The organism is Metabacillus sp. SLBN-84 (assembly GCF_053629595.1).
The window spans coordinates 225,552-238,212 of the sequence record NZ_JBRJIP010000001.1; the positions used below are offsets into that span (position 1 = coordinate 225,552).

General features: G+C 45.9%; 11 protein-coding genes. 9 read left to right on the forward strand and 2 right to left on the reverse strand.

Going from position 1 to position 12,661, the window contains the following annotated elements; translation table 11 throughout:
• Positions 1–144 precede the first annotated feature (144 nt).
• The 5 genes from RKD52_RS01120 (at position 145) to RKD52_RS01140 (ending at position 5,273) form a co-directional block, all read left to right on the forward strand.
• Complete coding sequence (locus RKD52_RS01120) at positions 145–1,455, forward strand: cytochrome P450 (protein WP_454098327.1); 1,311 nt, start codon at positions 145–147, stop codon at positions 1,453–1,455.
• Positions 1,456–1,552: 97 nt separating this feature from the next.
• Positions 1,553–2,761, forward strand: coding sequence for a DEAD/DEAH box helicase (locus tag RKD52_RS01125; RefSeq protein WP_454098328.1), 1,209 nt, complete (start codon positions 1,553–1,555; stop codon positions 2,759–2,761).
• A gap of 2 nt (positions 2,762–2,763) precedes the next feature.
• Complete coding sequence (locus RKD52_RS01130) at positions 2,764–3,669, forward strand: phosphotransferase (RefSeq protein ID WP_454098329.1); 906 nt, start codon at positions 2,764–2,766, stop codon at positions 3,667–3,669.
• A gap of 193 nt (positions 3,670–3,862) precedes the next feature.
• Positions 3,863–4,471: a DUF4004 family protein gene (locus RKD52_RS01135; RefSeq protein WP_454098330.1), complete on the forward strand. Its 609-nt coding sequence runs from the start codon at positions 3,863–3,865 to the stop codon at positions 4,469–4,471.
• A 19-nt stretch (positions 4,472–4,490) separates the two neighbouring features.
• Positions 4,491–5,273, forward strand: a complete 783-nt coding sequence (locus RKD52_RS01140) for a polymer-forming cytoskeletal protein (RefSeq protein ID WP_454098331.1) — start codon at positions 4,491–4,493, stop codon at positions 5,271–5,273.
• Between the two features lie 280 nt (positions 5,274–5,553).
• Here RKD52_RS01140 and RKD52_RS01145 read toward each other — a convergent pair whose 3' ends face one another.
• Together RKD52_RS01145 and RKD52_RS01150 are read right to left on the reverse strand one after the other, a co-directional pair.
• Positions 5,554–7,110 (reverse strand): ABC-F family ATP-binding cassette domain-containing protein, encoded by a 1,557-nt coding sequence (locus tag RKD52_RS01145; protein WP_454098332.1) that lies wholly within the window; start codon positions 7,108–7,110, stop codon positions 5,554–5,556.
• Positions 7,111–7,250: 140 nt separating this feature from the next.
• Positions 7,251–7,610, reverse strand: a complete 360-nt coding sequence (locus tag RKD52_RS01150; RefSeq protein WP_454098333.1) for a DUF1801 domain-containing protein — start codon at positions 7,608–7,610, stop codon at positions 7,251–7,253.
• A 101-nt stretch (positions 7,611–7,711) separates the two neighbouring features.
• On the opposite strand from RKD52_RS01150, the gene RKD52_RS01155 reads away from it, so the two are divergent.
• From RKD52_RS01155 to qoxA, 4 genes are all read left to right on the forward strand, one after another.
• Positions 7,712–8,143, forward strand: a complete 432-nt coding sequence (locus RKD52_RS01155) for a phosphotransferase (RefSeq protein WP_454098334.1) — start codon at positions 7,712–7,714, stop codon at positions 8,141–8,143.
• Entirely contained in the window at positions 8,140–8,682 is a 543-nt protein-coding gene (locus tag RKD52_RS01160; protein ID WP_454098335.1) for an aminoglycoside phosphotransferase family protein, read from the forward strand. Before RKD52_RS01155 ends, RKD52_RS01160 begins: the two co-directional genes overlap by 4 nt.
• Before the next feature lie 37 nt (positions 8,683–8,719).
• Complete coding sequence (locus RKD52_RS01165) at positions 8,720–10,897, forward strand: DNA topoisomerase III (RefSeq protein ID WP_454098336.1); 2,178 nt, start codon at positions 8,720–8,722, stop codon at positions 10,895–10,897.
• A gap of 697 nt (positions 10,898–11,594) precedes the next feature.
• Entirely contained in the window at positions 11,595–12,644 is a 1,050-nt protein-coding gene (gene qoxA, locus RKD52_RS01170) for a cytochrome aa3 quinol oxidase subunit II (protein ID WP_454098337.1), read from the forward strand.
• Positions 12,645–12,661: the final 17 nt, after the last annotated feature.

Consider the following 12,661-nt stretch of genomic DNA (forward strand, 5'->3'; position numbering starts at 1 on the left):
CCTCCTTTTTAATCATTCATTCATATTATACTACCTTTTAACAGAGAACAATAGAACTCTCTCTTGGGGACGCTTCTTTCTCCCGGGAAAGCAGCGTTCTGCTGTATACTTGTCATATAATCAATCAAATAGGAGGATTTTCTGATGATTGCTAAAATACCGGGAACCCAGCTGCAGAACTACCTCAAATTCCGCAAAGATCCCCTTGAATTTTTATACAAAACACATACTCTCGGAGAAATTGTCGCCATTAACCCCAGGTCAAAAAATACATCCTATATCATTCATTCAAGAGAAGCTGTCAAACAGATCCTGACGTTAAAAGAGGAGGCTTTTGTAAAAGGCTCTTCTTCAAAAACGCTGGGAAAAACGCTTGGAAACGGTGTTTTGACGAGTGAAGGAGAAGTGCACAGGCGTCAGCGAAAGCTCATGCAGCCGTCTTTTCATAAACGGAAAGTTGCGGAGTATGCAGATATAGCTGTTTCCATGACGGAAGAACTGCTTTCTTCTTACAGGGATGGAGAAACAAGATCCATTCATGAGGATATGATGAATCTGACTCTTCGGATTATCGTTCAAACCATGTTCGGAGAAAGGCTGAGTAACGAAACAAATCCTGTCGCATCAGCGATAAGCGATATTATTGAAAAAACGGCCAATTCTCTTCTGACTCCTTTTTCACCGCCTGATTTTCTTCCCACTTCGCAAAACCGAAAATATAAGCGCGGTGTAAAAACCCTGGATGAGCTGGCAGATCTGCTTATTGAAAAGGGCGAGAACAATCAGGACAGCGGCCATTTGCTCAGCCTCCTCTTTCAGGCAGCGGATGAAAATGGAGAGCCGCTGACAAGAACAGAGCTGAGAGATCAAATTGTCACGATCTTAATAGCCGGCCATGAAACGACCGCAAACGTACTGACGTGGATTTTTGCTGTCCTGGCCAAGCATCCGCAAGTGGAAGAAAGGATGCTGGCAGAAATAAAGGATGCGGGACAGCTGTCTTTTGAATCGATGAAGGCCCTTCCCTACACGCAGCAGGTGGTGCAGGAAACGCTCAGACTCTATCCTGCGGCATGGATTATCCTGCGGGAAGCGAAAACGGATGTTGAAATTGCAGGAACCCACTTTCAAAAAGGGTCTATCTTTCTTATTAGTCCGTATGTTATGCACCGGAATCCAGCATTCTTCAGTGACCCCGAAACATTTAATCCAGGCAGATTTTCAAAGGACAGCGGAGAAGAAATTCCCCTGTACGGCTTTTTTCCATTTGGAGGAGGGTCAAGAGGCTGCATCGGCAGCCAGTTCGCCATGATGGAGGCTGTCTTAATCTCTGCCTCGGTTTTAAGGGAATACAAGCTTGAACTCATTTCTCCGGACGAAAGGCTTCAGCCTGAACCGCTTGTCTCATTGCGTGTGAAAAACGGGCTTAAAATGAAAGCAGTAAAAAGATCCTGATATTTTCTGGGAAATAGCTGCTGTTTTATTTACCAGTCCGGAAGTGTACAATAAGAATCTAAGAAAAGACGGAGAATAGAGAGGAAACTAAATTAGAATGACGTTTTCAGAATTAGGAATCTCAGAAGAAACAGCTGCCGCCCTTAAACGCCAGGGAATCTCAGCACCGACACCCATACAGGAAAAGACAATTCCTGCTGCACTTGAAGGATTGGATATCATTGCAAAAGCACAGACAGGAACGGGAAAAACCCTTGCTTTCGTCCTTCCGATTCTTGAAAAAATAGAGGTGGAGCGGAATGAAATGCAGGCACTCATTCTTGCCCCGACAAGAGAGCTTGCCATTCAAATAACGGCGGAAATTAAGAAGCTGACAGACAGACTTGGAGGATTCGGCATCCTCGCCGTTTACGGAGGACAAGATGTTGAGAGGCAGATAAAAAAGCTTGGCCGCGGCATTCATATTGCAGTTGCAACGCCGGGCAGGATTCTCGACCACATCCGCAGAGAGACCATCGATTTATCCGGCGTTTCCATGCTTGTCATTGACGAAGCGGATCAAATGCTGCTCGCAGGCTTCCACAAAGATATTGAAGACATCGTATCCCAAACCTTCCAGTCCCGCCAGACGATGCTCTTCTCAGCCACGATCACGCCAAAAGTGAAAGAGCTTTCCAGACAATACATGTCGAACCAGAAAGAAATCACGGTGCAGGAAAAAAAGGTTACGGTCGAAAAAATCAATCAGCTTGTTATTGAAACGAATGACAGAGCCAAACAGGCAGCCCTGTTCCGCTTTCTTGACGAGCAGCAGCCCTTCCTTGCCATTATTTTCTGCCGGACAAAGATAAGGGCCGGCAGACTCATTGATGCAATGAAAGCAAGAAAGTATGAAGCAGAAGAGCTTCACGGAGATCTTTCCCAGGCTAAAAGAGAAAAAGTCATGAAGCTTTTCAGAGAAGCTAAAATTCAATATCTGGTTGCAACAGATGTTGCCGCACGCGGAATTGACGTAGAAGGAATTACTCACGTCTATAACTATGATATGCCTCAAGATGCAGAAACCTATATCCACCGTATTGGAAGAACAGGACGTGCCGGAGGAGACGGTATGGCGATTACATTCGCCGCTCCAAAAGATATGGACGACCTGAATACGGTTGAAAAGGGCATCGGCATGAAGCTGCCAAGACAGGTGATTGATATTCCTTCCTCTGAATACACCTCACAGCCGAAAAACAAAGATCAGGTATATCGTCCTGAAAAAGAAAACAGAGGTCAGCCGCGCCGCAAAACGAGGCGATAACAATGGCAAATCCATGGTCACCGGACCAGAGAGTTACAGCCGATCAGGCAGAACAGCTCATATCAAAGGATTTTCCCGAACTGCACCCCGTTCATGCCGAGCTGCTCGGGTATGGATTTGACAATACGGTTTTCAAAGTGAACGGCCAGTATGTTTTCCGGTTTCCGCGGAGAGAAATAGCGGTTGACCTGCTGAAGACAGAGGAGAGCGTGCTCCCTCTTATCCCCGATCTTGGAATGGCTGTTCCAGCTCCCTTATTCAGCGGAAACCCCGGCTGCGGCTATAAATGGCCATACCTTGGCTACAGGCATTTACCTGGAAAAACGCCGGTTAAATGGAATGGGGAACAGCAAAACCGGAATGCGCAAAAGCTAGCGTATTTCTTAAAAGCATTGCACGGCATCCCTGTTGAGACAGCCAAAAAATCCGGTGCTGAGCCGGACACACTTGGAAGACTTGATATGGACAAGCGCATCCCAATGATGAGGGAGACCGCGGCTAAGCTAAGTGATCACCTTCCGGAAAGTCCAATTGTACAGCGGCTGAAAACGTATGTGGAAAAACGGAAGCCTCTGAAGCAGGACAGCTGCAATTGCCTGGTACACGGGGATCTGCACATACGCAATGTTCTCGTAGACGAAGAAGGTTCCCTTTCAGGTGTAATTGATTGGGGAGATCTTCATATCGGGCATCCGGCAGTTGATCTCTCAGCGGTTTACGGATTTTTCACACCACATGCAAGAAAGGTGTTTTTTGAGATATACGGTGACGTGAGCTCCGCAACTGCAGAACTTGCGAGATTTAAAGGAATCTATACACTATCCCTGCTTTTGCTCTATGGAATTAATCAAAAAGACATTGACTTGATCAATTTGTCTGAACAGGCTCTTGGGACAGCTATGAACTGACGGAATCCAGATGACGGATTCCGTTATTTTTTTTGGAGGGGAATTCGCTCGAGTAAAAGCAGTTTAGTAAAACTGCGTCAGAGCAGCCTTTCAGACTTTCAAAAATATTCCACTAAAGTTATTTACAACGTAACAATGTTATGTTACATTCAAACTAGGTAGCGTAACAATGTTTTACGAAAGGAGGATTTAAGTGGAACAAGATGTTATTTCGAAAAAAGAACTGCTTGATGCAACCGGAATTTCTTACGGGCAGCTTTACAGATGGAAGAGGAAAAACATCATTCCTGAAGAATGGTTTATAAAGAAATCAAGCTTCACCGGACAGGAGACGTTTTTTCCTAAGGAGAAGATGCTTGAACGTGTGGAAGCGATAAAAGGAATGAAAGATGAGTATTCGCTTGACGAATTGTCGGCGTTTTTTTCCCCGAAGCCTGCGGAAGTGACTCTTAAAGAAGACCTTCTCATAAAATTTCTGAAGCCTGAGACATTGAAAGCATTTGGAGATCTGTTCCGAGGGGAAAGTTATGATTTCCACTCTATTCTTTTTCTTTCACTCGCAGAAGACCTCCGGGTAAAGCTCAATGATGGTCAGTGCAGAGAACTGCTTGAATTTCTGTCGGGCAGGTACATGGAAGCTGAACATAAAACAAGTGAACTGGTTGGATTTGAAAAGAACGGGGTCACCATGTGGGTGATCATCAGCCCGCCTTCTGAGGTAATTGCGGAAGCGGAACTGCTTGTGCGGATCAATTTGGAAGACAAAGTTAATCAGTTGAAAAAACGGCTTTCGACCATTTAATAATAAGGGGATGGGGAAAATGGAACAGGCAACGAAACGGCATGATTTAAAAATAAATGGATCCGGTTCTGCAGGCGGCGGCCAGTATGAGCATGTATCAATAAGCGGAAGCGGCAAGATCCACGGAGATGTTGAATGCGAAAGCCTGAAAATTGACGGTTCCGGAAAAGTGGAAGGCTCTGTTCTTGCAGAGCAGATTAAAATCTCCGGATCTTCAACATTGAAGGGGAAGATTGAAACAAAGCTTCTTAAAACGAATGGCAGCACAAAGTTTGAGGAAACGGTTTCTGCTGAAGAATTTACGGTGAACGGATCTGCAAAATTACTGAAAGAATTGACGGCCGGGGAATTTAAAGTGAACGGATCTGCAAAAGTGATGGGAAAGATTCAAGCTGAGCGAGTGGAAGTAAGCGGACTGCTGAGTGCATCAAATGACTGTGAAGCAGAGAGCTTCCGTTCAAGCGGAGTGATCCATGTCGGAGGACTGCTTAGTGCGGATCAGATTGAAATTTGCGTTGATCACTATTCAAAAGTGAAAGAAATCGGCGGCGAAACAATTACCGTCAGTGCCGAAAAATCATTTAATCTCTTCCGCCGCCTGTTCCGTTTTATGAATTCAGAGCCTTATCTTCACACAGAGGTCATTGAAGGAGATTCGGTCCGCCTTCAAAATACAAAAGCGAAGCTTGTCAGGGGAACGGATATTTCCATCGGTGAAAACTGCGAAATCGGCACGGTTGAGTATACAGGAAGCCTTGATGTTCACCCGAAGGCTGCCGTGCAGGAGTCTGTGAAGGTATAACTTGCTCATCAGCCCGCTTTACTGCATCTGACTGACAGGAAATCATTGCTTGCACGAGCGTTTTGGCTGTTTTATAAAATACAAAAAATCCGGCACACCGATGTGCCGGATTTTTTGGTGTTAAAGAAATTATAAAAGTAATAGGCTGTGGATAACCTCGTCCAGCTCCAGCGCCTAGATCCTCTGTCAGAACAAATCCGTCAAAAAAGTCAAACCCGGACTTTTCCGCCGGATTCTTATCTGCCTATCGGAGCGGGCCTTGGCGCTTCCGCTTTTGTTCTTATGATTGAGCCTGCTCCGCCCATTCTTCTACGTTCCAGACCTTTGTGACCCAGTCTTCATAAAAGTCAGGTTCATGGCAGACAAGGACAACGGTTCCTTTGTATGCTTTAATGGCCCGCTTCAGCTCTTCTTTGGCTGTTACGTCCAAGTGGTTCGTAGGCTCGTCAAACAGCAGCCAGTTAGATTCGTTCTGAAGCAGTTTGCACAGGCGCACCTTTGCCTGTTCGCCTCCGCTCAGCTGATTAAGCGGACGGGAAATGTGTTCATTTTTCAGGCCGACACGTGCTAGCATCGCGCGTACCTGATGCTGGTCAAGGCCCGGGAATGCACTCCATACATCGTCAATCGGCGTAATGTTTTCCGCTTTTACTTCCTGCTCGAAGTAAGAAGGATAGAGGAAGTCTCCAAGCTGGATCGATCCGCCGAGAGGCTTGATTTTACCTAAAATCGTTTTCAGCAGGGTGGATTTTCCGACCCCGTTGCAGCCGACGATTGCGATTTTTTCCCCTCGTTCGATCGTCATCGTCAGTTTTGGCAGCAGAGGCTGCGTATAGCCGATTTCGACGTCTTTTCCTTCAAAAACATACCGGCTGCTTCCGCGAGACTCTTTAAATTCAAATGTCGGTTTCATCGCTGTCTCAGGACGGTCAATCCGCTCCATGCGGTCAAGCTGCTTCTGGCGGCTTTTTGCACGTCCGGTCGTGGAATAGCGCGCTTTGTTTTTAGCGATGAAATCTTCCTGTTTTTTAATGAATTCCTTCTGTTTCTCATACGCGTTAATGTGCTGGTTCTTGTTGATTTCCGCAAGCTCCAGGAATTTTTCATAAGTTGCTGTGTAGCGCGTCAGTTTGGAGAATTCAAGATGGAAAATAACATCAACAATCCCGTTCATAAATTCCGTATCATGCGAAATCAAAAGGAATGCATGCGGATATTCTCTCAAGTAATTGCTGAGCCAGTTAATATGCTCAACATCAAGGTAGTTCGTCGGCTCATCCAGAAGAAGCACTTCAGGCTGTTCAAGCAATAGCTTTGCAAGGAGCACCTTCGTCCGCTGCCCGCCGCTCAGCGCTGATACGTCGCGGTCGAGTCCGATGGCATCAAGGCCAAGCCCGCGTGCTGCTTCCTCCACCTTCATATCAAGCGAGTAAAAGCCTCCGGCGTCCAGGTGATCCTGAATTTCCCCCATCTGTTCAAGAAGATCTTCAAGCTCTTCAGGAGAGGCATCTCCCATCTTCGCGATAACTTCGTTTAGCTCTTCTTCTTTTTTATACAGAGGCAGGAATGCGTCTCTTAATACGTCTCTGATTGTTTTCCCTTTTGACAGGACCGTATGCTGGTCAAGGTATCCGTAGTGAACACCGGGTGTCCACTCCACTTTTCCTGTGTCATGGATCAATTCTTTTGTCAGGATGTTCATCAGCGTCGATTTCCCGACGCCGTTCGCTCCGACAAGGCCTACATGCTCCCCCGGAAGAAGCCTGAAGGATACATCTTTAAATAAAGTACGGTCGCCAAACGTATGGCTTAATTTATCAATTGTAAGTAAACTCATGTTCTTTTTAACCCTCCGCTGCTTTCTAAACGTTTCATTCTACCATCATACTAAATCCCGATTATTTAAGCTATACCGCAGAAGCGGAACATTATGGCACAATGTTGTCTGAAAACGGGAAAAAAACTGCGGTGCCGCAGCTAGGAAAGGTGTTTGCTTCTTACGTCGGCGAGCATGCGGTCAATGCAGTCGAGGATGATGCTCTTAGGCGTATCAGAGTTTTCTTTCAGGATGATGCAGGTTTTTCCCGTGATTCTCGTTGCAAGATCTTCATGATAAGGGGCAACGATTCCGGGGTCCATTAAATAAAACATCAGTCCTTTTTCCCGGCTTGCAAAGCCTGCAGCCGGTTCGCCCGAGAGCGAATAGACAGGGAATCCGTATTGAAAGCCCTCCTCCGCAGACGGAAGGGCGGCAAGGATTTTCTTGCGCAGCAGAACCATATCTGCCAGGTGGTTAATATTTGCTCTTGAAAAGTAATTCTGTACTTCAGCGTGCATGACTGATCCTCACTTTCAGTGTTCGTGCTAAACAGCCTCCTGTCTTTGAATATGGTAACATATGAGAGAAATCTTGTTTTTTTCAGGACAGGGGGATGGGTATGGAACTGGAATTAGAACGCTGTTTTGACAGCTTCAAGGCCATTCATAAAATAGAAAAAGGATTCTCATACGATAAAAAGTATCTAGCGGTGGACGAAGACGGAAAAAAATATGTCATTCGCACGGCAGATCTGAATCAGCAGGCTTCTAAGCTAAAAGAATATGACATGCTGAAAGAAGCTGAAAAACGGGGTATTCAGTCGTCAGTCCCTGTTGATTTCGGAATCATTGAACCTTTGAATATCTGCTATATGATCGTCCGGTATATTGAGGGTGAGGAAGCTTTGGGCGTTCTTCCTATTCTTACAGTCAGGGAGCAGTACGAGATAGGCTTTGAGGCCGGCCTTGAGCTGCGTGCGCTGCATACGATTCCCGCGCCGCCTGCGCCTCACACATGGTATGAGGCCGCCTGCGCCTCACACATGGTATGAGGCCGCCTGCGCCTCACACATGGTATGAGGCCGCCTTTGCCAAGCATCAGCGATATTCGGACGCATATAAAAGGCTTAACATCCAGCTTGAGTATGGCGGCTGTGCCGGTCAATTTATTGATGAACATCTTCACTTGCTCAAAGGCCGTCCGCGCACTTTTCAGCACGATGATTTCCATCCCGCAAATCTTATTGTGAAAAACAGGAAATATGCGGGCTGTATTGACTTTAACCGCCATGATTTTGGTGATCCTTATCATGATTTTTATAAAGTGGCCCTGTTCAGCCGGGAAGTAAGTGTTCCCTTTTCAGCAGGACAGATTGACGGGTACTTTAAAGACGGCATTCCGAATGATTTTTGGACGCTTTACAGCCTCTATGCGGCAATGAGCATCTTTTCCGCCGTTGTCTGGACGAAAAGAGAAACACCGCATCTGATGGATCAGATGATCTCAAGGCTCAATATGATTGCAGCAGACCATTCAGATTTTGACCAGTGCGAGCCCGAGTGGTACAAAACCTTCAGTGTGAAGATGTGATACGATATACTATCGAATGAAAGTGAGGAATGTGACTATGGGAAAAATTGCAGTACTTGCAGAAAAGCCTTCTGTCGGAAGGGACCTTGCAAGAGTGTTACAGTGCGGAAAAAAAGGCAACGGGTATTTTGAAGGCAGCAATTACATTGTGACATGGGCTCTTGGCCATCTTGTTACACACGCGGATCCTGAAGCTTACAGTGATTCCTACAAGACGTGGAAGATGGAAGATTTGCCGATGCTTCCAAACGAGCTGAAACTCGTTGTGATAAAAAAGACAAGCAAGCAGTTTCACGCGGTAAAAGCCGTTTTAAACCGCAAGGACGTGACAGAAATCGTCATCGCGACAGACGCCGGACGGGAAGGCGAGCTTGTTGCGCGGTGGATTATTGAAAAAGCGCATGTCCATAAACCGATTAAGCGGCTGTGGATTTCATCTGTTACGGATAAAGCCATTAAAGAAGGGTTCAAAAAGCTGAAAAACGGAAAAGACTATGAGCCTCTTTTTCATTCAGCTGAAGCGAGGGCGGAGGCGGACTGGATCGTCGGGATGAATGCAACGCGCGCGCTCACGACGAAGCACAATGCCCAGCTGTCATCAGGCCGTGTTCAGACACCGACGCTTGCCATTATTGCAGCGCGCGAAGAAGAAATCAGGCAGTTTCAGCCGAAAACGTACTACGGCCTGAAAGCCCAGACAAAAGAGGGGCTGCATCTCGTCTGGCAGGATGCAAAAACGAAGGATATCAAATCCTTTCAACAGGAGAAAGTGGCCGCTTTAGCAAAAGGGCTTTCCGGGAAGGATGCTGTCATTGTGTCGGCGGACAAAGCCCGCAAAAAGACGTTTTCTCCTGGTCTTTATGATCTGACGGAGCTTCAAAGAGATGCGAATAAACGGTTCGGATACTCGGCGAAAGAAACACTGTCCATCATGCAAAAGCTTTACGAACAGCATAAAGTGCTGACCTATCCAAGAACAGATTCGCGCTTTTTAAGTACAGATCTTGTCGAAACACTTGCAGAACGCGTAAAAGCCTGCGGAGTAAAGCCTTATGCAAAGGCAGCGATGAAGATTCTGCAAAAACCGATAAAGGCCAACTCATCATTTGTGGATGACAGCAAAGTGTCAGATCACCATGCCATCATTCCAACGGAAGAAACGGTAATTCCTTCTGCATTCAGCGACAAAGAGAGAAAAATTTACGATTTAGTCGTCAAGCGATTCCTGGCGGTTCTCTCTCCGGCATTTGAATACGAGCAAACATCCCTCACTTGCAGGATTGGAGATGAGACCTTCCTTGCAAAAGGAAAAGCGGTCCTCTCTCAAGGGTGGAAAGAAGTGTATGAGTATGAGGAGGAAGACGAGAAGGACGGCCTTTCAGAGCAGCAGCTTCCGATTCTGAACAAAGGTGACGTGCTGAGCGTTAAGTCACTTGTACAGACGAAAGGAGAAACAAAGCCTCCGTCCCGCTTCAATGAAGCTTCCCTGCTTTCAGCGATGGAAAATCCGGCAAAATATATGTCAGGAAATGCAGATTTAAAGAAAGTCATCGGCGAAACCGGCGGCCTTGGCACCGTGGCAACCCGGGCGGATATTATTGAAAAACTGTTCAACAGCTTCTTAGTTGAGAAAAAAGGAAAAGAACTTTTCGTCACATCCAAGGGGAAACAGCTTCTCGACCTTGTGCCTGAAGACTTAAAATCACCTGCCCTCACAGCGGAGTGGGAACAAAAGCTTACACAAATCGCCAAAGGCAAGCTTGCAAAGCAGGCATTCGTCCAGGAGATGAGGGGCTATGCAAAAGCGGTTGTCCACGAAGTGAAAAACAGCAGCAAAACCTTTAAGCACGATAACCTCGTCGGCAAAAAATGCCCTGAGTGCGGCAAGCTTCTTCTTGAAGTGAACGGCAAAAAAGGAAAAATGCACGTATGTCAGGACAGGGAGTGCGGCTACAGAAAAGGAATTGCGCGCACAACCAATGCCAGATGCCCTGTATGCCATAAAAAGCTCGAGCTTCGGGGCGAGGGAGACGGACAGTTCTTCCTGTGCAAATGCGGTCACCGCGAAAAGCTCTCCGCCTTTACCGAACGCAAAAAGAAAACCCAGAACACAAAAGTGTCCAAAAAAGAAGTCGCAAACTACATGAAAAAACAGAATGATGATTTATCAAACCCGGCTTTGGCAGATGCCCTGTCCAAGCTGAAGTTTGACTGACATGCAGCAGTCCCGGATTCGGGGCTGTTTTTTTTGCGGGGAGGGTTTGTAAGCGGTGATTTCCGTACCCTCTAAAACTGAAAAACGATATGGTAGGGTAAGCAACGGTTTGAATCGTACCCTGCCAAACTGAAAAACGATGTGCGAGGGTAAGCAAACGCCGGAATCGAACCCTGCCAAACCGAAAAACGGTATGGGAGGGTAAGGAAACGCCGGAATCGTACCCCGCCAAACCGTAAAACGGTATGCAAGGGTAAGGAAACGTCAGAATCGTACCCTCTAATCGACCAATGCTCTCGCTTAAAAAGACCTCTCCCAAACTAGATACAAAGACTGAGAGTTTGAACATATTACAGAGTTTACCCCTTCTGCAGCAAGGGTAAAAGGAGGTTTGATGCTCTCTTTACTTATTTATCCTTAAAAAGCAAAATTTTAATAAAAACACTTTCAATTCCATTAAAAGAAAGGACTGGAATAAATATGACTAAAGTATGATGAAAATGTGACATTTGTTTGAACGACTGATGAAATGTTCGTGACATTTAATGAAGGGTACTCACATGATGAAGCCTGCTCTGCTAGCATATAGAGGAAAAGAAAACGAAAACATCGTTTTTCTGCCATAATTTAAACGTGCTTTTTTTGCAAAAAGCATGCATAATAGTCATGCCATTAATTAGGAAGGAAGGTGAACCTGGTGTTCAAGCTGTTTAAACCGTTTTATGCGTTAGGTCTATTACTCTCTGTCTTTTTTCTGGGCGGATGCAGCAACTATGTGATCCTGGATCCGAAAGGGCCAGTTGCAGCTGCACAAAGTGACCTTATTCTTTTGTCGATAGGTTTTATGCTTTTCATTATAGCTGTTGTGTTTGTTCTGTTTACCCTCATTGTTATTAAATACCGTGAGCGCAAAGACAACCTTGAATATGAGCCGCCTGAAATGGAAGGCAGCAAATTTCTTGAGATTGTCTGGACAGTTATTCCGATTCTGATCGTAATTGCGCTGTCTGTTCCGACCGTTCAAACTATTTATGCACTTGAAAAGCCGCCTGAATCATCTAAACATAAGGAGCCTCTGGTTATACATGCAACATCGGTTGACTGGAAATGGATTTTCTCTTATGAAGAAGAGGGAATTGAGACTGTTAACTACTTAAACATTCCTGAAGACCGTGCTGTACTGTTCAAGCTTACTTCGGCCGACACAATGACAGCTTTCTGGATTCCGCAGCTTGGAGGACAGAAATATGCGATGTCCGGCATGCAGACTAAGCTTTATCTGCAGGCAGATGAGCCTGGAACGTATGCAGGCCGCAACGCGAACTTCACGGGTAAAGGCTTTGAAAGACATACATTCGATGTAGAAGCCATGCCTGAAGAAGAGTTTGAGAAGTGGGCAGAAGAAACAAAAGGTTCTGCACCTGAGCTAACGCAGGATCAGTACGATCAGCTTATGATTCCTGGCACAACTGGAGAAATGACATTCTCCAATACTCACCTTGAGTGGGTGGATCATTCTAAAGACTCTGAATATGCAGTGAGAGTCCGCGAACAGACTGATTATGAGCTTCACAAGCACGATGAAGTTGAACACTTGGAAAAAATCGATCCAAATAAAGAAATGAACATTGATCATACACAAAAATCAGAAGGTCATTCAGGACATGGTTCAGAACATTCTGAAGACGGGTCAGACCACTCTGAGCATGAATCAGACGAAAAGACTGAAGAAGAACATTCTCACTGAGAAGGGAGGAAACATCA

Bases quoted from the DNA above. Each gene is read 5' to 3' on its own strand.
- RKD52_RS01150 (WP_454098333.1), bottom strand. From the start codon at position 7,610: ATGCACGCTGAAGTACAGAATTACTTTTCAAGAGCAAATATTAACCAC.
- RKD52_RS01165 (WP_454098336.1), top strand. From the start codon at position 8,720: ATGGGAAAAATTGCAGTACTTGCAGAAAAGCCTTCTGTCGGAAGGGAC.
- RKD52_RS01130 (WP_454098329.1), top strand. From the start codon at position 2,764: ATGGCAAATCCATGGTCACCGGACCAGAGAGTTACAGCCGATCAGGCA.
- RKD52_RS01160 (WP_454098335.1), top strand. From the start codon at position 8,140: ATGAGGCCGCCTGCGCCTCACACATGGTATGAGGCCGCCTTTGCCAAG.
- RKD52_RS01120 (WP_454098327.1), top strand. From the start codon at position 145: ATGATTGCTAAAATACCGGGAACCCAGCTGCAGAACTACCTCAAATTC.
- RKD52_RS01125 (WP_454098328.1), top strand. From the start codon at position 1,553: ATGACGTTTTCAGAATTAGGAATCTCAGAAGAAACAGCTGCCGCCCTT.
- RKD52_RS01155 (WP_454098334.1), top strand. From the start codon at position 7,712: ATGGAACTGGAATTAGAACGCTGTTTTGACAGCTTCAAGGCCATTCAT.
- RKD52_RS01145 (WP_454098332.1), bottom strand. From the start codon at position 7,110: ATGAGTTTACTTACAATTGATAAATTAAGCCATACGTTTGGCGACCGT.
- RKD52_RS01140 (WP_454098331.1), top strand. From the start codon at position 4,491: ATGGAACAGGCAACGAAACGGCATGATTTAAAAATAAATGGATCCGGT.